Source organism: Allobosea sp. Root670 (genome assembly GCF_001429415.1).
GTDB lineage: Bacteria > Pseudomonadota > Alphaproteobacteria > Rhizobiales > Beijerinckiaceae > Allobosea > Allobosea robiniae.
Map to the genome: position 1 here is coordinate 183,993 of NZ_LMJU01000017.1, position 23,509 is coordinate 207,501.

General features: G+C 68.0%; 21 protein-coding genes. 9 read left to right on the top strand and 12 right to left on the bottom strand.

Annotated features, from left to right (window positions below; translation table 11 throughout):
- Positions 1 to 10: 10 nt before the first annotated feature.
- From ASE61_RS18775 to ASE61_RS18795, 5 genes are all read right to left on the bottom strand, one after another.
- Positions 11 to 889, bottom strand: a complete 879-nt coding sequence (locus tag ASE61_RS18775; protein WP_061969512.1) for an S-methyl-5'-thioadenosine phosphorylase — start codon at positions 887 to 889, stop codon at positions 11 to 13.
- A 291-nt stretch (positions 890 to 1,180) separates the two neighbouring features.
- Positions 1,181 to 2,062, bottom strand: a complete 882-nt coding sequence (locus ASE61_RS18780) for a cytochrome c1 (RefSeq protein WP_061969514.1) — start codon at positions 2,060 to 2,062, stop codon at positions 1,181 to 1,183.
- 7 nt (positions 2,063 to 2,069) lie between these two features.
- Positions 2,070 to 3,350: a cytochrome b gene (locus ASE61_RS18785; RefSeq protein ID WP_061969516.1), complete on the bottom strand. Its 1,281-nt coding sequence runs from the start codon at positions 3,348 to 3,350 to the stop codon at positions 2,070 to 2,072.
- Between the two features lie 53 nt (positions 3,351 to 3,403).
- Positions 3,404 to 3,952: a ubiquinol-cytochrome c reductase iron-sulfur subunit gene (gene petA, locus ASE61_RS18790; protein ID WP_274532883.1), complete on the bottom strand. Its 549-nt coding sequence runs from the start codon at positions 3,950 to 3,952 to the stop codon at positions 3,404 to 3,406.
- Between the two features lie 192 nt (positions 3,953 to 4,144).
- Positions 4,145 to 6,010, bottom strand: coding sequence for an ABC transporter ATP-binding protein (locus ASE61_RS18795; RefSeq protein WP_061969519.1), 1,866 nt, complete (start codon positions 6,008 to 6,010; stop codon positions 4,145 to 4,147).
- Between the two features lie 485 nt (positions 6,011 to 6,495).
- Here ASE61_RS18795 and ASE61_RS27430 point away from each other — a divergent pair, with 485 nt between their 5' ends.
- The 3 genes from ASE61_RS27430 (at position 6,496) to hemF (ending at position 8,583) form a co-directional block, all read left to right on the top strand.
- Positions 6,496 to 7,038, top strand: a complete 543-nt coding sequence (locus tag ASE61_RS27430) for a hypothetical protein (protein ID WP_156407154.1) — start codon at positions 6,496 to 6,498, stop codon at positions 7,036 to 7,038.
- Between the two features lie 143 nt (positions 7,039 to 7,181).
- On the top strand, positions 7,182 to 7,679 hold the full coding sequence (locus tag ASE61_RS18805) for a tRNA (cytidine(34)-2'-O)-methyltransferase (protein WP_061969522.1): 498 nt from the start codon (positions 7,182 to 7,184) through the stop codon (positions 7,677 to 7,679).
- A complete protein-coding gene (gene hemF / locus ASE61_RS18810) occupies positions 7,657 to 8,583 on the top strand; it encodes an oxygen-dependent coproporphyrinogen oxidase (protein WP_061969524.1) in 927 nt (308 codons plus the stop codon). The genes ASE61_RS18805 and hemF overlap by 23 nt, the downstream gene beginning before the upstream one ends.
- Before the next feature lie 27 nt (positions 8,584 to 8,610).
- Here the strand turns inward: hemF and ASE61_RS18815 are convergent, their stop codons facing one another.
- From ASE61_RS18815 to ASE61_RS18830, 4 genes are read right to left on the bottom strand one after another with little or no spacing between them, the layout of a single operon-like run.
- Entirely contained in the window at positions 8,611 to 9,846 is a 1,236-nt protein-coding gene (locus ASE61_RS18815) for a CCA tRNA nucleotidyltransferase (protein ID WP_061969526.1), read from the bottom strand.
- Entirely contained in the window at positions 9,843 to 10,100 is a 258-nt protein-coding gene (locus ASE61_RS18820) for a DUF6111 family protein (protein ID WP_061969527.1), read from the bottom strand. Before ASE61_RS18820 ends, ASE61_RS18815 begins: the two co-directional genes overlap by 4 nt.
- A 43-nt stretch (positions 10,101 to 10,143) precedes the next feature.
- Positions 10,144 to 10,803, bottom strand: a complete 660-nt coding sequence (locus tag ASE61_RS18825; protein WP_082617553.1) for a CoA pyrophosphatase — start codon at positions 10,801 to 10,803, stop codon at positions 10,144 to 10,146.
- Positions 10,803 to 11,384, bottom strand: a complete 582-nt coding sequence (locus ASE61_RS18830) for a DUF1285 domain-containing protein (protein WP_082617601.1) — start codon at positions 11,382 to 11,384, stop codon at positions 10,803 to 10,805. Before ASE61_RS18830 ends, ASE61_RS18825 begins: the two co-directional genes overlap by 1 nt.
- A 192-nt stretch (positions 11,385 to 11,576) precedes the next feature.
- Here ASE61_RS18830 and ASE61_RS18835 point away from each other — a divergent pair, with 192 nt between their 5' ends.
- The 4 genes from ASE61_RS18835 to ASE61_RS18850 are packed head-to-tail and all read left to right on the top strand — an operon-like array spanning position 11,577 to position 18,451.
- Positions 11,577 to 12,599 carry an AAA family ATPase gene (locus tag ASE61_RS18835; RefSeq protein ID WP_061970259.1) on the top strand — a complete coding sequence of 341 codons (1,023 nt, stop codon included), beginning with the start codon at positions 11,577 to 11,579 and terminating at the stop codon, positions 12,597 to 12,599.
- 4 nt (positions 12,600 to 12,603) lie between these two features.
- On the top strand, positions 12,604 to 13,521 hold the full coding sequence (locus ASE61_RS18840) for a DUF58 domain-containing protein (protein WP_061969530.1): 918 nt from the start codon (positions 12,604 to 12,606) through the stop codon (positions 13,519 to 13,521).
- 11 nt (positions 13,522 to 13,532) lie between these two features.
- Positions 13,533 to 16,358: a DUF4159 domain-containing protein gene (locus tag ASE61_RS18845; protein ID WP_061969532.1), complete on the top strand. Its 2,826-nt coding sequence runs from the start codon at positions 13,533 to 13,535 to the stop codon at positions 16,356 to 16,358.
- Positions 16,359 to 16,360: 2 nt separating this feature from the next.
- Positions 16,361 to 18,451 (top strand): hypothetical protein, encoded by a 2,091-nt coding sequence (locus ASE61_RS18850; protein WP_061969534.1) that lies wholly within the window; start codon positions 16,361 to 16,363, stop codon positions 18,449 to 18,451.
- On the opposite strand, the gene ASE61_RS18855 is transcribed toward ASE61_RS18850, so the two are convergent.
- Complete coding sequence (locus tag ASE61_RS18855; RefSeq protein ID WP_061969535.1) at positions 18,435 to 18,950, bottom strand: GNAT family N-acetyltransferase; 516 nt, start codon at positions 18,948 to 18,950, stop codon at positions 18,435 to 18,437. The two genes, ASE61_RS18850 and ASE61_RS18855, sit on opposite strands and share 17 nt — an antisense overlap.
- Before the next feature lie 328 nt (positions 18,951 to 19,278).
- Between ASE61_RS18855 and ASE61_RS18860 the strand changes: the two genes are divergently transcribed.
- Entirely contained in the window at positions 19,279 to 20,817 is a 1,539-nt protein-coding gene (locus tag ASE61_RS18860) for an argininosuccinate lyase (protein ID WP_061969537.1), read from the top strand.
- Positions 20,818 to 20,835: 18 nt separating this feature from the next.
- On the opposite strand, the gene ASE61_RS18865 is transcribed toward ASE61_RS18860, so the two are convergent.
- The gene (locus ASE61_RS18865; RefSeq protein WP_061969538.1) at positions 20,836 to 21,345 is read right to left on the bottom strand and encodes an NUDIX domain-containing protein; all 510 of its coding nucleotides are present in this window, start codon (positions 21,343 to 21,345) and stop codon (positions 20,836 to 20,838) included.
- Positions 21,346 to 21,677: 332 nt separating this feature from the next.
- Between ASE61_RS18865 and ASE61_RS18870 the strand changes: the two genes are divergently transcribed.
- Positions 21,678 to 22,568, top strand: a complete 891-nt coding sequence (locus tag ASE61_RS18870) for a metallophosphoesterase family protein (RefSeq protein WP_244492947.1) — start codon at positions 21,678 to 21,680, stop codon at positions 22,566 to 22,568.
- 172 nt (positions 22,569 to 22,740) lie between these two features.
- Here the strand turns inward: ASE61_RS18870 and ASE61_RS18875 are convergent, their stop codons facing one another.
- Positions 22,741 to 23,487 carry an SDR family oxidoreductase gene (locus ASE61_RS18875; RefSeq protein WP_061970261.1) on the bottom strand — a complete coding sequence of 249 codons (747 nt, stop codon included), beginning with the start codon at positions 23,485 to 23,487 and terminating at the stop codon, positions 22,741 to 22,743.
- Positions 23,488 to 23,509: the final 22 nt, after the last annotated feature.

The following is a 23,509-nucleotide window of genomic DNA, read 5'->3' on the forward strand; positions in this document are numbered from 1 at the left end:
GGCGCCGCCATCACGCCGCCTCGAGCACACGCCCGGCGACGGCGTCGAGCTTCGCCAGCAGCGCCGGATCCCGGAAGGCCGGCGCCGTCACGATGGCGTTGTCGAGCGCGTTATGGGAGCCGGCCGGGCACGGCTCGCGCTGCGCCGGGAAATCGGCGGCGAGCCGCGCCACGAGGCGCCGCGCCTTGTCGGCATTGTCGTGCAGCACGGCGATGACCGAGGCGACATCGACGGCGCCGTGCAACTCGTGCCAGCAGTCGTAGTCGGTCACCATCGCGACCGTGGCATAGGTGATCTCGGCTTCGCGGGCGAGCTTGGCCTCGGGCATCGCCGTCATGCCGATCAGGTCATAGCCGAGCCCACGATAGGTCATCGATTCCGCATAGGTCGAGAATTGCGGGCCTTCCATCGTGACCAGCGTCCCGCCGCGGACGAAGGGCAGCGCCTCGGCCTGCGCCGCCGCCGCGATCCGCGCCTGCAGGGCGGGCCCGACCGGATGGGCGACCGAGACATGGGCAACGCAGCCGCGGCCGAAGAAGGAGTTCTCGCGCCGGCTCGTCCGGTCGACGAACTGGTCGACCAGAACGAACAGGCCGGGATAGAGCTCGGCCTTGTAGGAGCCGCAGGCGGAGAGCGAGACGAGATCGGTCACCCCCGCCCGCTTCAACACGTCGATATTGGCCCGGTAGTTGATCTCGGAGGGCGGGATCGCGTGACCGCGCCCGTGACGCGGGAGGAAGACGATCTTCGTCTGGCCGATCCGGCCGATCCGCAAGACATCCGAAGGTTCGCCCCACGGGCTTTCGATGCGCTCCTCGCGCAGGTCGGTCAGGCCCGGCAGATCGTAGATGCCCGATCCGCCGATGATTCCGAGAACGGCTTCGCTCATGGTCGATTTCCTCGAGCATCGACCCGAAAAGCGGAAGCCACTTTTCGGAAGGATTCGATGCGACAACAAATACGGGCGCGGAAAGGACCACCTTTCGATGACGGTCGCAATACGGCCGGACCGGACGCCGTCATGCTCGGGCCTGACCCGAGCATCTCTCCCCGAAGAAGGTTCTGGAATCCTCCCCTGCCCGAGATTCCCGGATCTACACTTCGCTTCGTCCGAGAATGACGGCTGCAAAACAAAAAAGGCCCCGTCGCCGGGGCCTTTTCTGAAACGATATCAGCTGCCTCAGTGAGCCGGCGAGCCGTCCGGCATGCGCGACCACACCTTCTTCTTGGTGTAGTAGAGCAGGAAGGCGAAGATGGTCAGGAACGCCATCACCTGCATGCCCAGGCGCTTGCGCGCCTCCAGATGCGGCTCAGCCATCCAGACCATGAAGGCGGCGACGTCGCGGGCATACTGATCGACCGTCTCCGGCACCGGCGACTTGCCGTCCGCGCCCTTCGGATACTCGACCTGCCCATCGCTCAGCGGCTTCGGCATCGCGATCAGATGGCCGGGCATGTACTCGTTATAGTTCTGCCCGGGCAGCAGCGCGGGGAAGCCGGCCGGCGGCTCCTTGTAGCCCACCATCAGGGCATGGATGTAGTCCGGCCCCTGCTCCTGATACTGCGTGAACATATCGAAGATGAAGGTCGGGAAGCCGCGGGTATAGGTGCGCGCCTTGGCGAGCACCGAGAAGTCCGGCGGATAGGCGCCGCCCTGGGCCGCGCGGGCCGCCTGCTCGTTGGGGAACGGCGACGGGAAGCGGTCGGCCGCACGGCCGGGGCGATCAAACATCTCGCCCTGGTCGTTCGGGCCGTCCTTGACCTGATAGGTCGCGGCGAGCGCTGCGACCTGCCCGGGCGTGAATTCCGGGCCACCGGGCTGCGACAGGTTGCGGAAGGCGACGAGGCTCGCGCCATGGCAGCTCGCGCAGACTTCCTTGAAGACCTTGAAGCCGCGCTGGAGCTGGGCCCGGTCGAACTTGCCGAACGGTCCCGAGAACGACCAGCTCAGCGCCGGCGGCTTCGGGCCGGCCTCGGCCGCCTGCGCGGCCGGCTGGAACAGCGCCAGCGAGAGGGCAGCAGTGAGCCCGGTCAGGGCGAGACGAAACGATGTTCTGCTCATGGTTCCGTCAGCCCTTGACGTTCGGTTCGGCAGCGGTGGCGGTCGCGACGCGCGCCGCCGATCCACCCTTGGAAGCGAGCACCGAGTCGGCGATCGAGGTCGGCAGCGCCTTCGGCCGCTCGAACAGGCCGACGACGAAGAGCGCGACGAAGAAGCCGAAATACAGCACGGTGAAGATCTGCGAGGCGATGACGTAGCCACCTTCAGCCGGCATCGCGCCGAGATAGCCGAGGCCGATGCAGACCACGACGAAGGCCCAGAACAGCTGGCGCCCGATCGGCCGATAGCTCATCGACTTGACCTTGGAGGTGTCGATCCAGGGCAGGAAGGCGAGCACCACGATGGCTCCGCCCATCGCCATGACGCCGCCGAGCTTGTCGGGAATGGCGCGCAGGATCGCGTAGAACGGCAGGAAGTACCATTCCGGGACGATATGCGCCGGGGTCGAGGCCGGGTTCGCCGGGATGTAGTTGTCGGCATGGCCCATGAAGTTCGGCTGGTAGAACACGAACCAGGCGAACAGGATCATGAACACGACCATGCCGAAGATGTCCTTGACGGTCGCGTAGGGCGTGAACGGCACGGTATCCTTCTGGACGTTCTTCACCTCGACGCCGGTCGGGTTGTTCTGGCCGACCACGTGCAGCGCCCAGATATGCAGCCCGACGACGCCGAAGATCATGAACGGCAGCAGGTAGTGCAGCGAGAAGAAGCGGTTCAGCGTCGGGTTGTCGACCGAGTAACCGCCCCACAGGAAGGTGACGATCGTCTCGCCGACCACCGGCAGGGCCGAGAACAGGTTGGTGATGACGGTCGCGCCCCAGAAGGACATCTGGCCCCAGGGCAGCACGTAGCCCATGAACGCCGTCGCCATCATCAGCAGGAAGATGACCACGCCGAGAATCCAGAGCAGCTCGCGCGGCGCCTTGTACGAGCCATAATAAAGCCCGCGGAAGATGTGCACATAGACGGCGATGAAGAACATCGAGGCGCCGTTGGAGTGCAGGTAGCGCAGGAGCCAGCCGTAATTCACGTCGCGCATGATGTGCTCGACCGAATTGAAGGCGAGCATCGAATTGGCCGTGTAGTGCATCGCCAGGACGATGCCGGTGACGATCTGCGCCACCAGCATGAATGCGAGGATGCCGCCGAAGGTCCACAGATAGTTCAGGTTGCGCGGCACCGGATAGGAAACCGCCGAATCATGGGCGAGCCGGATGATCGGCAGGCGCACATCGAGCCAGCGTTCGATGCCGGTCTTCGGGACGTAGGAACTGTGACCACTCATGAAGAATGCCTCAAGGCTGTCTCATCTTGGCAGGAAAGCGTCGAGCGCATCGCTCAGCCGATCTTGATCTTGGTGTCCGCCGTGAAAGCGTAAGGCGGCACCGGCAGGTTGAGCGGCGCCGGCCCCTTGCGGATGCGGCCGGAGGAATCGTAGTGCGAACCGTGGCAGGGGCAGAACCAGCCGTCGAAATCGCCCTTCGATTCGCCGGGCGCGGTGCCCAGCGGAATGCAGCCGAGATGGGTGCAGTTGCCGAAGACGATCAGATACTGCTCGTGGCCGGCCTTGGTGCGCTGCTGGTCGGTCTGCGGATCGCGCAGGGTCGCGATGTCGACGGCCAGCGCCTCGTCGATTTCCTTCTTGGTGCGATGGCGCACGAAGATCGGCTTGCCGCGCCAGAACAGCTTGATCGCCTGGCCTTCGGCGATGGGGGCCAGGTCGACATCGACCGGCGCGCCGGCAGCCACGGTCTGCGCATCGGGCGCCATCTGGCTGACCAGGGGGACGACGAGCGCCCCGATGCCGACCGCGCCGGCGGCGCCGGTGGCAAGCATCAGGAAATCGCGGCGGGTTGTTCCGGTCGATGTATCGGTCGCGTGCGCCACGATCCAAACCTCTTACACGTCTTGCGAGCTGTAACAGCTCGAAATTGTCGTCTCTCGCCCTCATAGGGGCGCGTCGCTGCCGCCGCAATGCGGCGGTGCGTCACCTTCGGCTCTTTGACATGCAGATTGGACGAAGTCTACTGTCGCGAACGCCTCGGCCATGCATGGCGCACAGTCCGCCGGCGAAGGCGTTCAGACGGCGAGCTTTTCCGGATCGGCCGCGGCCAGGAAGCCGCCTGATTGGCGTGCCCAGAGCCGGGCATAGAGCCCGCCGCGCGCGATCAACTCGTTATGGCTGCCGATATCGGCGATCCGCCCGCCATCGAGCACGATCAGCCGGTCGAGCGCGGCGATGGTCGATAGCCGGTGCGCGATCGCGATCACGGTCTTGCCCTGCATTAGGGCAGCGAGCTGCTGCTGGATCGCCGCCTCGACCTCGGAATCGAGCGCCGAGGTCGCCTCGTCGAGAATCAGGATCGGCGCATCCTTGAGCAGCACGCGGGCGATCGCGATGCGCTGGCGCTGTCCGCCCGAAAGCTTCACGCCGCGCTCGCCGACGCGCGAATCGAAGCCCTGGCGCCCGTCTTGGTCGCCGAGGCCCAGGATGAAGCCATGCGCCTCTGCCTGCTGCGCCGCGAGCGCGATTTCGGCCTCGCTCGCACCGATGCGGCCATAGGCGATATTGTCGCCGATCGAGCGGTGCAGCAGCGAATTATCCTGCGTCACCATGCCGATCTGGGCTCGCAGGCTATCCTGCGTGACATGGGCGATGTCCTGCCCGTCGATCAGGATGCGACCGCCTTCGAGCGGGTAGAGCCGGAGCAGCAGGTTCACCAAGGTGGACTTGCCGGCACCCGACGGGCCGACCAGCCCGATCCGCTCGCCCGGCTTGATCTGGAGATCGAGCCCGTCGAACAGCCCCTGCCCCCGGCCGTAGTTGAAGCGGATCTTCTCGAAGCTGATCGCGCCCTTGTCGACGACCAGCGGCACCGCGCCCGGCGCATCCGGCAGGTCGTGCGGCTTGGCGATCGTCTCCATGCTCTCCTGCACCGAGCCGATATTCTCGAAGATGCCGCGCACCAGATGGATCAGCCAGCCCGACATCTGCACCAGCCGGAGCACAAGCCCGATGGCGGCCGCGACCGCGCCCGGCGTCATCTCGCCCTGGCTCCAGAGCAGCAGCGCAAGCCAGGCCGTGGCCACCACGAGCAGGCTGTTCATCGTCTGCAGGATGACGCTGACGCCGGTGATCAGGCGCGACAGATTGAGGAAGGAAGCGTTCCAGCGCGACAACGAGTCGCGCACCGCCGAGCGCTCGGCATCGGCCCGGGCGAACAGCTTCACCGTCAGGATGTTCGTATAGGAATCGACGATGCGCCCCGTCGTGGTCGAGCGCCCCAGCGAGTTCGCCTCCGAGCGCCGCTTGGCCCGCGGCACGAAATAGATCAGCAGCACGACATAGGCCGCAAGCCACAGGATCACCGGCAGCGCCAGCCACGGGCTGGTCTTGCCGAAGAAGCCGATCGCGACCGTGGCGAAGACCAGCGCGTACCAGAGATCGTCGATGACCTCGATTGTCGCACCCCGGATCGCCTGCCCGGCCTGGATGACACGCGCGGAGAGGCGCCCGGCGAAATCGTTCTGGAAGTAGCCCAGCGCGTGGCCGAGCGTGTAGACATGGTTGCGCCAGCGGATCTGGTTGGTGATCTGCGGCACCACGACCTGGTCGACGATGGCGTGGTTGGCGAAATAGATCAGCGGCCTGACGACGACGAGCAGGAAGGCCGCGCCGGCCAGGAGCCAGCCATGGTCTCGGAAGATCGTCTCCGGCGATTGCGTCGAGAGCAGGTCGACGAACCAGCCGACCATCAGATACATCGCCGCCTCGATGCCGCTGAAGCCCAGGCCCGTCAGCATGATCAGAGCCATCCAGCCCTTCACGCCCTTGATATGGTGCCACATGAAGGGCCAGACGCCGCGCGGCGGCGTCTCCTGCTCGTCGAAGCGGGCAAAGACGTCGATTCGGCTTTCGAGCCAGCGGAAGAGCGGAGCGAACATGTCTGCTTCGCTACCGGGAATGAGGGGGTGGAACAAACGACAATTCGGGATACCGGTTCTTCCTGCGCCACCCCTTGTCAGGAGCGGTGCGGAGAGGCGACGCCGGAACCCCGCTAGACCCAGCGGGTGGCGGCATTAGGGCAGGACGACCGCGCTGCCTTGGCAGGAAAAGCAGAAAATAAATCTCTAATAAACATAAAATCGGCGACTTAAACGTATATATTTCAATACCCTTCAGATCACGACGAAGGAACCTATAATCAATGAGATATGTTCTCGACCGCATAGATTAACTCACCAAGGAGAGAGCTATGCGATTGCGAATACTCAGCGCCATCAGCGCTTGCACACTCCTCGCTGCTTGCAACAGCACTGCCGAATATACCTCATTCGATGGATGCGACGGCCTCCGCGGTGCCGCAAAAAGCAAATGCATCAGGCTGGCTGCGCTCCAAAGCCCTGTCGTAAGCTCACGCGGATCTTCGATGGGTTCCCGGCCGGGCGTCGTCGGAAACAATCCAGGAAACCCCGGCAACCCAGGCAACCCCGGCACTCCGGGTAACCCCGGAACGCCGGGCAATCCGAACAATCCAGGCAGCCCGGGCTCGCCCGGAACGGGGGCCGGCGGAGGGCTCGGAGTTGGCGTCGGCGCCAATGCCGGCAGCCTCGGCGCCAATGTCGGAGCAGGCGCGGCGGTGGGCAATGGCGGCTTGGGCATCGGTGCAGCGGCGAATGCCGGCTCGGGCAATAGCGGCCTGGGGGCTGCCGCAGGCGTCGGCGCCGGCAATGGCGGCATCGGAGCCGGATTGGGCGCCGGAATCGGCAGTTCCTCCGGCGGAGTCGGCGCGGCAGCTGGAGCCGGCATCGGAAACGACGGTCTGGGTGCCGGCCTGGGCGCCGGACTTGGCAATGCTGCCGGCGGACTCGGCGCAGCAGCCGGCGTCGGCATCGGCAGCGATGGCGTCGGCGTGGGTGCCGGCGTTGGCAGCGGCTCGGGTGGCGTCGGCGTTGGTGTCGGCATCAACTGAGCCTGCAGCGCCGCGAGAACCGGGAAGGCCCGTCGGCTTCAAGCCGAAAGCCTCTCCCGGTTCAGCCCGGCCGGGCATGCACGGCGGGGCGCTTTCGCCGACCAGGCTTGACGCTTTACGACATCGCGCGTCATCACCGGCGCATGCTTCGCCTCGCCCTTTTCCAGCCGGACATCCCGCAGAACGCCGGCACGATGATCCGCATGGCCGCCTGCCTCGGCATCGCCGTCGACATCGTCGAGCCGACAGCCTTCGATGTCTCGGATCGACATTTCCGCCGCTCCGGCATGGATTATCTCGAGCGCGCCGCCGTCCGGCGCCATGATTCCTTCTCTGCCTTCGAGAACTGGCGCCGGGCGCAAGGCCATCGCCTCGTCCTGGCCGAGACCGACGGCGAGACCGCCCTGCCCGATTTCGCCTTCCGCCTCGGTGACATCGTCCTGGTCGGGCGCGAATCGGCCGGCGTGACGGCCGAAGTGCATGCCGCCGCCGAGGCCAGCCTGCACATTCCGATGCGGTCGGGATTGCGCTCGCTCAATGTCGCACTGGCAGCAGCAATGGTAATGGGCGAGGCCTTGCGACAGACTGGCGGCTTCCCGGGCCGCGATGGAACAGATGATGACCACCCCGAAGCCCGCTGAATCCCTCCCCGTCGATCCCGCCGTGGTCGAAGCGCTCAAGCCGCGCGCCGCAGCCTGGTTCGAGACCCTGCGCGATCGCATCTGCGCCGCCTTCGAGGCGGTCGAGGACGAAGCCGCCGGCCCCTTCCCGCCCGAGGCGGATGCGCCCGGGCGCTTCGTCCGCACGCCGTGGCAGCGCACCAACCATGACGGCGCGCCCGGAGGCGGCGGCGTCATGTCGATCATGAAGGGCCGCGTCTTCGAGAAGGTCGGCGTCCACGTCTCGACGGTCCACGGCACCTTCCACCCGGATTTTGCCGGTCAGATCCCCGGCGCTTCGGAGGACCCGCGCTTCCATGCCACGGGGATTTCGCTGATCGCCCATCCCTGGAACCCGCATGCGCCGACCGTGCACATGAACACGCGGCTCGTCGTCACCACGAAACCCTGGTTCGGCGGCGGCGCCGACCTGACGCCGGTGCTGGATGCGCGGCGCAACCAGAGCGATCCGGATACGCAGGCCTTCCACGCCGCGATGCGTGCACCCTGCGAGGAGTTTCCGGCCGTGGCGGACTATCCGCGCTTCAAGAGCTGGTGCGACGAGTATTTCTTCCTGAAGCACCGCAACGAGCCGCGCGGCATCGGCGGCATCTTCTACGACTACATCTGGTCAGGCGACGTCGAAGCCGATTTCGCTTTCACACGGGCCGTCGGCGAGGCTTTCCTCGACAGCTACCCGAACATCCTGCTCCGCAATATCGGGAAGTCCTGGAGCGAGGCCGAGCGGCACGAGCAGCAGGTGCGGCGCGGACGCTATGTCGAATTCAACCTGCTCTATGACCGCGGCACGATCTTCGGGCTGAAGACCGGCGGCAACGTCGCGTCGATCCTGTCCTCCATGCCGCCGACGGTGCGCTGGCCCTGAGGGCAGAGCTTCCCGGTGCAGCCCGCGCTAGCGGGCAGCGGCCAGGGCCGTCTTGACGAACTCCATCTGCTTGTCCGCCCCGGTCGGGCAGCCGGCCTCGATCCAGCTCTGCCGGGCCGTCGCAAGCGCCTCTCCGACGCGCGGCCCGGGCGAGATGCCGAGCCCGATGACATCCTTGCCCGTCGGCTCGAAGCGCGGCGTCCGGCCGAGTTCGCCGATGAGGCACTGCACGCCGTTCCGGTCTTCGCTCCCCGCGGAAACATTCAACAGAACGAGCGCGGCAGCCGCGGCGGCGTCCCCCGCGCCATGCGCGATGTGGCGCAACTTGGCAATGCTGGGAAGATTTGCCCGTCCACCCAGGCCTTCCAGCGCTCGCGCAAGGCGCTCGATCCGGTCGAACTCCTCGTTCGAAAGCCGCAACCAGTCGCGCAGGCGCAACGCATCCTCGCCCACTGCAACCGACAGTGCCGCCAGCCGAAACGCCGGATAGACGTCGGCGCCGTCATCCTCCGCGACTGCGGCGAAGCGCGAGAGATGTGGCACGCCACCGATCACCGGCATCAGCAGCCCGGCGCCGGCCATCGCCCGGATGGTCGCGACGACGCCAGGCGCAACGAGGAGCTTCAGCAGCTCCGCCCGAACCCGCTCGCGCGACAATCCGGCAAGCCCCTCGCGGCCAGCGATGCAGGCACGCAGTCCCTCCGCATCGGGCTCTCCCGCTCCATAGCGGGCATGGAAGCGGAAGAAGCGCAGGATGCGCAGGTAATCCTCGCGGATGCGGGCATCCGCCTCTCCGATGAAGCGCACGCGACGCCCGGCGAGATCGTCGAGCCCGCCGCAATAATCATGCAACCGGCCGTCCCGGCCAAGCCCGAGCGCGTTGATGGTGAAATCGCGCCGCAAGGCATCGGCTGCGAAATCGCGGCCGAACAAAACCTTGGCGCGGCGCCCATCCGTCTCGACGTCGCGCCTGAGCGTCGTGACCTCGAAGCTCGCGCCATCCCCGACGAGCGTCACCGTGCCGTGCTCGATGCCGGTCGGCACCGCCTTGAAGCCGGCCGCTCGTCCACGCCGTGTCGTCTCTTCCGGCAAGGCGGTCGTCGCAAGGTCGATATCGCTTGCCGGTTCGCCGATCAGGAGGTTGCGCACCGCGCCGCCGACGACGCGCGTCTCCTCGCCGTCTCCGTCGAGCGCCAGCAGCAACCGCGCCAGCGCCGGCTGCGTCAGGAAGCGCGCGATCTCGCCGGCGCGGTCCCCGATCATTTGAAGCGGCCGGGCACCAGGACCCCGTTCTCCATATGCGGCGGCTCGTAGGCGCCCTCGCTGCGCGGTGCGATGAAACCGCCATAGATCAGCACGGCGATCGCCAGCAGGAAGCCCACGACCGCCAGGCGAAAGACATGCGGGCTCCAGTGCTCGACATCGAAGGGATTGCGCCTGTTGATGACGAGATAGCCTGCGAAGATGCAGAAGGGCAGGACGAAGAGCAGAACCTCTTCGATGATCGCGCGCAGCATCGGCTTCGTCGTTTCCTCGGCGCGTTGTCCGCGCAGTACAGTCTTATCCGGCCAGCCGCTCGTAGAGGTTGCGGATCATGCCGGCGGTCGCCCCCCAGATATAGCGACCCTCGAACGGCATCGCATAGTAGGTGCGGAAATGCCCCTTCCACTCCCGGCCTTCGCGCTTGTGATTGGCAGGGTCGAGCAGGAAGGAGAGTGGCGTCTCGAAGGCCTCGTCGACCTCGTTATGGTTGATCGTCAGCGCGAAGGGCGGCTCGACCAGCGCGACCACCGGCACGATCCGGTAACCGGTGCCGGTCAGATAGGCATCGAGGAAGCCGAGCGTGCGGATATGCGAGCGCGGCAGGCCGATCTCCTCCTCGGTCTCGCGCAAGGCCGTGACGACCGGCGAGCCATCGACGGCATCGACCCGCCCGCCGGGAAAGGCGACCTGCGCCGAATGGTTGCGCAAGCTCGCGGCGCGCTGCGTCAGCAGCACGGTCGGCCCCCCGGGGCGCGGCACGATGCCGATCAGCACGGCTGCCGGCACGGCCCGCTTCTCGTCGGGGACCGGCACCGGCGAAGATTGATTCTCATGGTCGCCGCGCGGGCGGCTGATCACGTCGCCCAGCGCCGGCGGCTCGGCCCGCAGCCGTTCACGCGCCAGGGCCGCGAAGCCCTCGGCGCTGAGGTTGAGGGCAGACTCGATTGTCTTCAGCACTAGATGCCCTCGATCTCGCTCGCCGGCACAGCCGGATAGAACTGTCCTGCGGCCGCAACCCCGAACATCGCCGTGCCCTCCGCCTCCCTGATCTCGCCGAGCGCCAGCAGGTCATAGGTCAGCGCCCGCGTCAGCCGGGCCCAGAGGCCGCGTCGGATATGGAGATAGGGCGTCAACCCGTCCTGCGCAGCCCGCGCGAAACGCAAGGCGTGGTCCGGCCCGACGCCGACGAGATCGTCGACCTGCGTGCGGAACGCGATCGTCCGGCCATCGCCCGCGCCATCGACCTGCATCTCGACAGCCTGGAACGGCGCGTCATCGACGGTGATCCCAACCTTCTCGACCGGGGTCACGAGAAAGTAATCGTCGCCCTCGCGCTTCAACACCGAGGAGAACAGCTTCACCAGCGCCGGCCGGCCGATCGGCGTGCCCATGTAGAACCAGGTGCCGTCGGCTGCGATGCGCATGTCGAGATCGCCGCAGAAAGGCGGGTCCCAGCGCTCCACCGGCGGCAGGCCGCGCGCCTTGCCACCACCGAGCGAAGCCATCAACCGCTCCATCGCCTGGCCCGGTTCCGTCATCTCGATCTCTCTGCTCCCCGGCTGCGGCATCGTGGCTGCATCGCGTTTCCGCCTTGAACTCCACATAATCGTGAAGCCGGATGATGTGTACCGTTCCATTCGGCGCTTGAGCCGGCAGGATGGCCCGTCCACACTCCCTGGATGATGACGCCGGGCGCCTGCGCCCTGGCGACGAAGGTGAAGGAGACCGACATGGCGGCGCAAGCCCGGGCAAACGAGAGCACCTCGCCGATCGACCTCGACACAGGCATCGTCGAGGCGGCGGAAGCGGCACTCGGCGCCATCGGCGCGGCGCGCAAGGAGATCGGCCAGGTCATCTTCGGCCAGCAGAAGGTCGTCGATCTCTCGCTGGTGACGCTGTTGTCCGGCGGCCACGGCCTGCTCGTCGGCGTTCCCGGCCTCGCCAAGACCAAGCTCGTCGAGGCGATGGGCACCGTGCTCGGCCTCGCCGCCCGCCGCGTCCAGTTCACGCCGGACCTGATGCCGTCGGACATCCTCGGCTCCGAGGTTCTCGACGAATCGAGCGACGGCAAGCGCCATTTCCGCTTCATCAAGGGTCCGGTCTTCGCCCAGTTGCTGATGGCGGATGAGATCAACCGTGCCTCGCCGCGCACCCAGTCGGCCCTGCTCCAGGCGATGCAGGAGCATCACGTCACGGTCGCGGGCGAGCGCTACGACCTGCCGGCGCCCTTCCATGTGCTGGCGACGCAGAACCCGATCGAGCAGGAAGGCACCTACCCCCTGCCCGAGGCCCAGCTCGACCGCTTCCTGCTCGAGATCGATGTCGGCTACCCCGATCGCGAGGCCGAACGGCGCATCCTGCTGGAGACCACCGGCGCCGCCGAATACAAGCCCTCCGCGGCGATGACCTCGGAGACGCTGATGTCGATCCAGCGCCTCGTCCGCCGCCTGCCGGTCGGCGATGCGGTCGTCGATGCCATCCTCGACCTCGTCCGCTCCGCCCGCCCCGGCGAGGGCGAGGCCTCGGTCACCGACAAGCTCTCATGGGGCCCCGGCCCCCGCGCCAGCCAGTCGCTGACGCTGGCGGTGCGTGCCCGCGCCCTCGTCGAGGGCCGGCTCGCGCCTTCGGTCGACGATGTCGCGGCGCTCGCCATTCCCGTGCTGAAGCACCGCGTCGCGCTCACCTTCGCCGCCCGCGCCGATGGCGAGACCGTCGAGGGCCTGATCGGCAAGCTCGTGGAACGGCTGGGATAGGCCGATGCTGCGCACGCGCGTCCTGGGTCCGAGCGAAAGGCGGCCGTCGCGGCCGGTCCTCACGGATGCGCTCGACCTCGCCGCGCGCCTGCCGCGCCTGATCCTGGAGGCGCGCCGCGTCTCGGCCAGCATCCACGGCATCCATGGCCGGCGCCGCGCCGGTCCGGGCGAGACCTTCTGGCAGTACCGCCCGCTGGTCGCTGGCGAATCGGCCTCTCGCATCGACTGGCGCCGCTCCGCCCGTGACGGCCATCTCTTCGTCCGCGAGCGCGAATGGGAAGCCTCGCACTCGATCTGGCTCTGGATCGACCGCTCGCCCTCGATGGGCTTCGCCTCCTCGCTCGCCATGGCCTCGAAGCTCGACCGCGCGCTGGTCGCCGGCTTCGCGCTGGCCGAAACCATGGTCGAAGGCGGCGAGCGCGTCGGCCATCTCGGATTGACCAGGGCGCTGGCCTCCCGCCGCATCGTCGAGCTGCTGGCCCAGGCCGTCATTGCGGACGAGCGCAACGCCCCCTCGGACCTGCCGCCTGAGGCGCCGCTGCCGCGATTGGCCGACGCGATCATCATCACCGACGGGCTCTCGCCAGCCTCGGCGCTGGCCCAGCGCATCGCCACGCTGGCTTCGTCGGGCGCGCGCGGCCATGTCCTGCTGATCGCCGATCCGATCGAGGAGACCTTCCCCTTCAGCGGCCAGGCCGAACTCTTCGATCTGGAGGACGGGCTGACCTTGCGCGTCGGCGACGCCGGGGCCTGGGGCGACGAGTACCGCCAGCGCCTCGCCGCCCATCGCGAGGCCATCACCGAGGCCTGCCGCAAGGCCGGCTGGACCCTGACGCTGCATCGCACCGACCGTCCGGCCAGCGAAGCCGTGCTGCGCATCGCGAGCCTCATTGCCGCCTCGCGCAGCGCTTCGGGCTTCTGAGGGGAACGCCGATGCTCAGCGCCCTGCCCTTCAGCTTCTCCGCCCCGCTCGCTCTCGCGGCGCTCGCCTTGCTGCCGGCGCTCTGGCTGATCCTGCGCGTGACGCCGCCGCGCCCGCGCCGCATCGATTTCCCACCGCTGAAGATCATGGCCGACCTGATCGCCAAGCGCGAGACGCCGGCCCATACGCCCTGGTGGCTGCTGGCCTTGCGCATGGCGGTGGCCGCGCTGGCCATCCTCGCCGTGGCCGGCCCGGTCTGGAATCCCGTGCGCGATGCCGCGCCCTCGCGCGGCCCCGTCCTGCTCCTGATCGACAACGGCTTCGGCGCCGCCACCGACTGGCCGGAGCGCGTCGCGGTCGCCGAATCGCGTATCGCCGCCGCGACCCGCGAAGGCCGCCCGGTCGCCGTCGTCGGCCTCGCCGAAGCGCCTGCCGCCATCGCATTGGCCGAGCCGCGTATCGCGCTCGATCGCCTGCGTGCGCTCCCGCTTCAGCCGCATGCCCCGGACCGCGCCGCATATCTCCCGCGCATCGAGGCGTTCCTGCAGAGCTCACCCACCGCCGAGATCGTCTGGGTCGCGGATGGACTTGGCGTCTCCGACAACGGCAGCTTCCTCGCGCGGCTGAAGCAGGATGCCGAAGCGCGCCGCCTCGCGATTCACGCCGCTCCGCCCGCGCAGCTTGCCCTCGCCGCCCCCGAAAATCTCGCGGGTGCCCTGACCGTCAAGGTGCTGCGCCCCGTCGCCAGTGCTCCCGCGACCGGTCAGGTCCGCGCGCTCGATCTCAAGGGCCTGCCGCTCGGCAACGCCCCCTTCATCTTCGAGGGCAGCAATCTGGAGACGACCGCCCGGCTCACCCTGCCGATCGAGGTGCGCAACGCCGTCTCCCGGCTGGAGATCATCGGCGAGCGCAGCGCCGGCGCCGTGGCGCTGCTCGACGACCGGGCCAAGCGCCGCCGCATCGGCCTCGTCTCCGGCGCCACCGCCGACACCGCCCAGCCGCTGCTGTCGCCGACCTATTATCTCTCCCGCGCGCTCCAGCCCTTCGCCGAGATCCGCGAGCCGCGGCAGGGCTCGACCGATCCGATCGGCGAAATGCTGGCGCAGAATCTCTCAGTGCTGGTCCTCGCCGATATCGGCGCGCTCGATCGCGAAACGGCGGAGAAGGTGACGAGCTTCGTCGAGCGCGGCGGTGTGCTGCTGCGCTTCGCCGGTGCCCGCCTCGCCGCCGCCTCCGACGAGCTGACGCCGGTGCGGCTGCGCCGCGGCGGACGCACGCTCGGCGGCGGCCTGTCCTGGGAAAGCCCACGCAAGCTCGCGCCCTTCACCCGCGAAAGCCCCTTCTTCGGCCTGACGATCAATGACGACATCCGCGTCAACCGCCAGATCCTGGCCGAGCCGGAACCGAACCTGTCGCGCAAGACCTGGGCCGCGCTCGAGGACGGCACGCCGGTCGTCACCGCCGAGCGGCGCGGCGACGGTCTCATCGCCATGGTCCATGTCACCGCCGATACCACCTGGTCGAACCTGCCGCTCTCGGGGCTGTTCGTCGACATGCTCCGCAAGATCGTCAACCTCGCCGGCAACGGCCCCACCGTCGAAACGCAAGGCGACGAGACCAAGGTCGAGACCCTGTCCCCGACCCGCGTGCTCGACGGCATCGGCCAGTTCCGCGCGGCGCCGGCGACCGCCCAGCCGGTGGCGCGCAACTATGCCGGCCGCGCCACGCTCGCGCATCCGCCCGGCCTCTACGGCCCGACCGACGGCTCGCTCGCGGTCAATGCGCTGACGCCGACCGACACGCTCGCGGCGCTGGACCTCGCCAGCCTCGGCGTCGCCGTGCTGCCGATCGACGAGCCGGTCGCGCGCGACATCCGCCCGCCGATGCTGGTTCTCGCGCTGCTGCTGCTCGTCATCGACACCCTGGCGACGCTCTGGCTCGGCGGCCGTCTCAACGTCGCGCGCCTGCGCAGGGCCGCCGCGCCCGCCGCGATCCTGATCGCGCTCGCGGCCTCCTTCGCGCTTGCGCCCGATTCCGCACGAGCCCAGCAACCCGCACCGAATGCGCAGGCCGATTCCCGCCCGCCGATCCCGCGTGCCCTGCTTGCCAATGGCGCACAGACGCGGCTCGCCTATGTCGTGACCGGCGACCAGGCCGTCGACGACATGTCGAAAGCCGGACTGACCGGTCTCAACACCGTGCTCGGCGCCCGTACGGCGCTGGAGCCGGGCGATCCCGTCGGCGTCAGCGTCGAGCGCGACGAACTCGCCTTCTTCCCGGTGCTCTACTGGCCGATCGTTGCCGGCCGCCCGCTCCCAACGGCCGAGACCTTGCGCAAGCTCGAAGCCTATATGAAAGGCGGCGGCCTCGTGATCTTCGACACCCGCGATGCCATGAGCGCCCGCCCCGGCGGCGGCACCACGCCCGAGGGCGACCAGCTCAAGCGCATGCTGCAGACGCTCGACATCCCCGAGCTGGAGCCGCTGCCGCGCGACCACGTCCTGACCAAGACCTTCTACATCCTCGACGAGCTCGTCGGCCGCTACGACACCGGCACGACCTGGGTCGAGACCCTGCCGCCCGCCGATAGCGACGGGCGCCGTCCGGCGCGGGCCGGCGACAACGTCTCGCCGATCGTCATCACCGCCAACGACCTCGCCGCCGCCTGGGCGATCGACCGGCGCGGTGAAGGGCTGGTGCCGCTCTCCGGCGGTGATCCGCGCCAGCGCGAGATGGCACTGCGCGGCGGCATCAACCTCGTCATGTACGCGCTCACCGGCAACTACAAGGCCGATCAGGTCCATGTCCCGGCCCTGCTGGAAAGGCTGGGGCAATAGCCATGTGGAGCGTCTCCCTCGCCCCGATGGTGCCCCTGCCGCTCTTGATCGGGCTGGCCGTGCTTGCGGCTTTGGCCGCCGGCGCAGCCATCGTCCTCGCCGGTCGCAGCGCCATCCTGCGCGCGCTCGCCCTTGTCGTGCTGACAGCGGCGCTGGCCGACCCCTCGCTGGTCTTCGAGGATCGCGAGCCGGTCAAGGACGTCGTCGCCGTCGTGGTCGACCGTTCCGCCTCCAACCGTCTTGCCGACCGCGCGGCCCAAACCGATGCCGCCGTCGCCGAGATCGAGCGGCAATTGCGCGGCGTTCCCAATGTCGAGCCGCGGATCGTCGAGCTGCGCGACGCGCAAGGCACGAATGACGGCACCCGCCTGTTCGAGGCGCTGTCGTCGAGCCTCGCCGATGTGCCCTCGGAGCGCGTCGCGGGCGCGATCGCGATCACCGACGGCCTCGCCCACGATGCCCCGCCCAATGCCGAGGTGCTCGGCTTGCGCGCGCCGCTGCATGTCCTGACCACTGGCCGCAATGCCGAGATCGACCGACGCATCGTGCTGGTCGATTCGCCGCGCTTCGGCATCGTCGGCAAGGACCAGATCATCCGGCTGCGCGTCGTCGACAAGGGTGGCCCCGGCCGCGCCGGCCTCACCATCCGCCGCGACGGCGAGATCATCGCCCGCCGCGAGGTCGCGACCGGCCAGACCGTGCAGGTCCCCGTCCGCATCGACCGCGGCGGGCCGAACGTCGTCGAGATCGAGGCGCAGCCGATCGAGAACGAACTGACGCTGGCGAACAATCGCGCGGTCATCACCATCGAAGGTGTCCGCGACAAGCTGCGCGTGCTCCTGGTCTCGGGCGAGCCGCATCCGGGCGAGCGCACCTGGCGCAACCTCCTCAAGGCCGACGCCAATGTCGACCTCGTGCATTTCACCATCCTGCGCCCGCCGGAGAAGCAGGACGGCACGCCGATCAACGAGCTCTCGCTGATCGCCTTCCCGACGCGCGAGCTGTTCCAGGTCAAGATCAAGGAATTCGACCTGATCATCTTTGACCGCTACGCCAACCAGTCGATCCTGCCGCTGCTCTATTTCGAGAACATCGTCCGCTATGTCCGAGACGGCGGCGCGCTGCTCGTCGCGGCAGGTCCGGAATATGCGGGCTCGCAGACGCTGGCACGCACCCCGCTCGGCCAGATCCTGCCGGCCCTGCCCGATGGCAGCGTCATCGACGAGGCCTATCGTGCAGAGGTCAGCGAACCCGGCAAGCGCCACCCTGTCACGCGCGACCTGCCGGGCTCGGAAGTCTCGCCGCCGCGCTGGGGCGAATGGCTGCGCATGGTCGGCGCCCAGGCGCGAGCCGGCACCGCCCCCGTCATGACCGGCCCGGGCGAGCGGCCGCTCCTGATGCTCGCACGCGAGCAGAAGGGCCGCGTCGCGCTTTTCCTGTCCGACCATGCCTGGCTCTGGGCGCGGGGCTTCCGCGATGGCGGCCCCTATCTCGACCTGCTGCGCCGCCTCAGCCACTGGCTGATGAAGGAGCCGGAGCTGGAGGAGGAGGCCTTGCGCGCCACGGTGCGCGGCGCCACCGTCGAGGTCGAGCGCCAGACGCTGCGCGACAACCCCTCGCCCGTCACCATCACCGGCCCCGACGGCCAGTCCCGCACGGTGACGCTGGAGCCCGGCCGCCCCGGCCTGTTCACCGCCCGCATCCCGACCAGCGATCTCGGGCTCTACAGATTGACGGCAGACAACCTCACCGCTTTCGCCAGCGTCGGCCCGGAGAACCCGCGCGAATTGATGGAAGTGGTCAGCGACCCCACCGCGCTCCAGCAATTGGCGCAGGCAACCGGCGGCTCCTCGCGCCGCATCGGCCGCGAGAGCGGCGCGGCCGTGAACCTGCCGCGCATCGTGCCGGTGCGCTCCGGCAGCCAGTTCGCCGGCAATGACTGGATCGGCCTGAGGATCAGCGATTCCGGCATCGTGCGCGGCGTGCGCATCTCGCCGCTCTTCATCGGCCTGCTCGGCCTTGCCGTGCTGTTCGGCGCCCTCGTCGCCGGCTGGCTTGGCGAGAGCGGCAGGCGCCTCAGGCGTCAGGGCTGAAGCGGATCGAGGTCACCGCTCCGCTGCGCTGCTTCAGCACACCCTCGACCAGCTCCAGGGCCAGGAAGCGCGCCGGATCGGCCGGCCCCGGCAGTACGAACTGGCCAGGCGGCAGGACCTTGAAGCCGAAGCGGGCGTAATAGGGCGCGTCACCGATCAGCAGGATCAGGTCGTGACCGGCCTCGCGCGCGGCCTCGATCGAGCGGTTCATCAAGGCTGCGCCGATCCCCCGACCCTCGAAGGCCGGATCGACGGTCAGCGGCCCGAGCATCAGCGCCTTGTGGCCGCCGGCGAGGACCGCCGTCACCTTCACCGAACCGACGAGGAAGGTGCCGACATGGCTGGCGAAGGACAGGGCCGGCTCGGGCGGCACGCCCTCGCGCAGGCGGAAGGCGGTGCGGGCGAAGCGGCCGGGGCCGAAGGCGCGCTCATGCAGGCGCTCGATCGCGGCGGCGTCCACGGGGAGTTCGTGGCGGATGGTCAGAGGCAGGGATGTCATGATGATCGACGTGTAGCGCGGGAGGCGGATCGGCTGAGCTAAGGGCAGGCGCGTGCGGGCGCATGACCGGGAGGGCGCATTCAGCGCGCCGGTCGTCGCAGGTCTCGCAGGCTCAGCTGGATCATCATGGAAAGCGCCTCTACAGCATCGGGCCGAAAAGGGGAATCCACTTTTCGAAAGAATCTGCTGGGCGGCCAGACGGCCCCCGCGTTCCGCCTGTCCTGCGATGACTTGCCGGCCCCGCCGCTTTGGTCTCAACTCCAGTTTCAGGTGGGGGACCAAGCCACGGAAACCGAGAGCGCTATCGCCTTTCGGAACGGAGGAATCGATGTCCGGATTGAAACCGCTCGCCGCCGCCCTCCTTCTGACGGCGATCTCCCTGCCCGCTCACGCCCAGCAGACGGCACCACCGAAAGAACCCGTCCGCGACGAATTCTTCTGGCTCGGCGAGATCAACAAGGCGAGCACGGTCATCAATTCGGAGCAGGGCCTGCTCGATCGGTCGCTGGCACCGAAGCTGGCGAAAGGCATCGCCAAAGTGATCGAAGCCGGCGGCCAGCCCGGCGCCAAGCGCCCCTCGACCGTCATCACCTTCGAGCCCCTGATGATCAAGGAAGCCGGGGTCGAGGTCACGCTGATCCATGCCGGGCGTTCCAGTCAGGACATGCATGCGACCTACCGCGCCGCGATCATGCGCGACCGGCTCTTGACGCTGGCCGACCAGCTCAACCGGGCGACACGGACCATGGTCGATCTCGCAGTGACGCATCGCGACACCGTCGTGCCCAACTACACCAACGGCGTCGCCGCCCAGCCCAACAGCTATGGCCATTATCTTCTGGGCCTCGCCGCCGGCCTCGACCGCGACGCACAGCGCATCCGCGAAACCTATGCCCGCGTCGACCTTTCGCCGATGGGTACGACCGTGCTCAACGGCACGAGCTGGCCGCTCGATCGCCAGCGCATGGCTGACTATCTCGGCTTCGCCGGCCTCGTCGAGAACGCCTATGACGCCTCGCAGATCGCAGCTGCCGACCTGCCCGTGGAGGTCGGCGGCATCGTCACCGGCATTGCGCTGCATGTCGGCGGCTTCATCGAGGACGTAATGACGCAATATGCCCAGGCACGGCCCTGGATCCTGCTGCGCGAGGGCGGCGGCACGACCGGCAGCGGCAACACCTATGTCTCCAGTGCCATGCCGCAGAAGCGCAACCCGGGCCTGCTGAACGGGACACGCGAGGACGCTTCGACCGCTCTGTCATTGGCGATGGGGCCGGTTTTCAGGGCACATAACATCCCGCCCGGCATGCCTGACGCAAAGGGTGCCAAGGTCAACAGCGCCATGATCGACAGCGCGACCAAGGCCCTGCAGGGGCTCGACCGCATCCTAAAGGCGCTCGCGATCGACCCGGAACGCGCGCTCGAAGAGCTCAACAGCGACTGGACCGCCTCCCAGGAACTCGCCGATGTGCTGATGCGGAAATACAAGCTGCCCTTCCGCGCCGGACATCATTTCGCATCGGAGGTCGTAGACTACGCCAAGCTCAACAACATCAAACCGACCGAGTTTCCCTATGCGCAGGCGCAGGCGATCTACCGCAAGGCGGCGACCGAGATGGGGCTCGCCGCAGCCGAATTGCCGATGAGCGAGGCCGAGTTCCGCGCGACGCTCGACCCCGTCGCGATCATCAAGAACCGCGCCACATCCGGCGGCCCGCAGCCGGCCGAGATGGACCGGATGCTCGCCGAGGCGAAGCAACGCATCGACAGGCAGGATACCTGGATCAAGGATCGGCGCGCGAAGATCGTAGCGGGCCTGGCGAAGCTCGACGCCGATTTCGGCGCGCTGGCGAAAAGCGCGAACTGAACGGCCGGGCAGCCAGGCTCACCATTCGATCGCAGGCGGCTGCCCGGAGATGATCTCCGCCAGCCGCCGCCGCGTTGCCGGCGTCGTACCGTTCGGCAGCCGGTCCAGCGGGAAGAAGCCGGCTTCCGCGATCTCGCGATCTGGCTGCTTGACGCGCTCGACCCGGAACCGGCGGAGCACATAGACGGCAACATGGTCGCGCCGCGAGATCCTGCGGTTGAAGAACAACCCGTGCAGGACCGGCCGCTCGGTCGAGGCGATGCCTGCCTCCTCCGACAATTCGCGTTCCAGCGACAATTCCGCCGTCTCGCCGACCTCGACCCCGCCGCCCGGGAAATGCCAGCCGGGCACATAGGTGTGGCGGATCAGGAAGACCTCGCCACGATCGTTCAGCACGACGCCGCGCACGCCGAAGGTCACGCCGCGCGCGAAGCGGAAATAGACATGCAGCAGGCGGGTCAGCAGGCGCTGCGCGAGTGTTCGCGGCCTGTCCGGATCGGCGGTGAGCTCGGGCGTCTCTGATTGCATCCGATCGATTCTCAAGGCTGGGTTAATTGTCTATGCAAAAACTGCATGACGGACCGTCAACCAGCTCAGTTGTTCCGCCATAAACGCGCCCCAAATGAGGCAGATATCGCACTGCAACATCAGGACACCGAAATCATGCTTCTCTCTTTCATCATCGCCCGCCTCAAGGCCAAGCCGGCCTATGTCTGGAAGCCCGCCGTCACGCTGACCGATTCCCGCATCGTGTCGGAACTGACCGGCGCCGCCAACTGAGGCTTTCGGGCCCTTCCGCAGTCCAGGCGCGCCGTCGGCGCGCTTGACTGATGGCCTCCTGCGGGGGCAAGCGCTTGAGCGTGTTCAAGCTCGCGCATCTGTCCGACCCGCATCTCGGCCCGCTCGCCGGGTTTTCGCTGCATCAGCTCTTCGGCAAGCGCGCGACCGGTTACGTCAACTGGCGTCGCAAGCGCCGGCACGCCCATGACATGGATATCCTGGCGCGGATCGTCGCCGATATCCACGCGCAGGCGCCCGATCACATCGCCTGCACCGGCGACGTCGCCCATATCGGCCTGCCCGACGAGTTCAAGACCGCGATCGCCTTCCTCGATACGCTCGGCCCGCGCCAGACCGTCAGCTTCGTGCCCGGTAATCACGACGCCTATGCCCGCTCATCGCTGAAGCCCTTGGCCGGCCTGCTCGCGCCCTGGATCGCCGATGACGAGGGCAAGGCCGGCTATCCCTGGTATCGCCGCCGCGGACCGATCGCCCTGATCGGCGTCAACAGCGGCGTTCCGACCCTGCCGCTGATGGCGACCGGCCGCGTCGGCAGCGAGCAGATCGCGCGCACCGCGGCGCTTCTGGACCGCGCCCGCGACGAAGGCCTCATCCGCGTCGTGCTGATCCATCACCCGCCCTATGTCGGCGGCGCCAAGCGTGGCCGCGAACTGGTCGATGCCGCCGCCTTCGAGGCGATGCTGAAGCGCAAGGGCGCCGACCTCGTCCTGCACGGCCATAATCACAGCTTCTCGCTGGCCTGGCGGCCGGGCGGCGATCGCGACGTGCCGATCGTCGGCGTGCCCTCGGCCTCGATCGGCCCGCGCGGTCATGGCGAACTCGGCACCTGGCATCTCTTCCGCATCGAGGGCGACGCCAGGGAGCCGCGGATCACGCTGGAACAGCGCGGCTTCGAACCGGACGGCACCGTCATCCTTCGCCAGGAAATCGCTCTGACGAAGGGCGCCTGAAGGGTGTCATCCCGTGCGCGCTGCAGCGTGCAACGCTGCGGCGCAGACACGGGACCGCGCGACGATGAAAACTCCCATCGTCGCGCGCTCGACAGGGTCCCCATTTCTGAGAACGGTCCCGTGTCTGCGCAGCGGCACTGCGCGCCGCAGCGCGCACGGGAAGACAGGGCTCTCAGACGCAGCGGCCGCCGTCGACCGCCAGCACCGAGCCCGTCACCATGTCGGCCTCGTCCGAGCACAGGAACAGCGCCGCGTTGGCGATGTCCTGCGGCGTCGAGAACCGGCCCCACGGGATCGAGGCGGTGAACTGCGCACGTCGCTCCGGCGTATCCTCGCCCATGAAGGTGGCGAGAAGCGGCGTCTCGCCGGCGACGGGCGCGATCGCGTTGACGCGAATCTTGTCCGGCGCGAGCTCGACCGCCATCGACTGCGAGATCAGGTTCGCGGCGCCCTTCGAGCCGTTGTACCAGGTCAGGCCCGGGCGCGGACGCACGCCGGCCGTCGAGCCGATATTCAGGATCACGCCACCGCCATGCTGCCGGAAATGCGGCACGGTCGCACGCGCCATCAGATAGATCGACTTCACGTTGACCGCGAAGATCCGGTCGAACTCCTCCTCGGTCACCTCGGTCATCGGCTTGTTGCGATGGGTGGTGCCGGCATTGTTCACGACGATATCGAGCCGCCCGACCTTGGCGAGAATCTTCTCGACCGCCTTGTCGACGCTCTTGGCCTTGCCGACATCGCAGGTCACGGCGAAAGCCTTGCGGCCGATCGCCCTGGCGGCCTCCTTGGCCTTGTCGCCGTTGATGTCCAGCACCGCAACGCGCGCGCCCTCGCGCACGAAGGTCTCGGCGATGCCGAAGCCGAACCCCTGCGCCGCGCCGGTCACCAGCGCCGTCTTGCCCTTGAGTCTCATGGTCATTCCCTGTGGTCTTGAT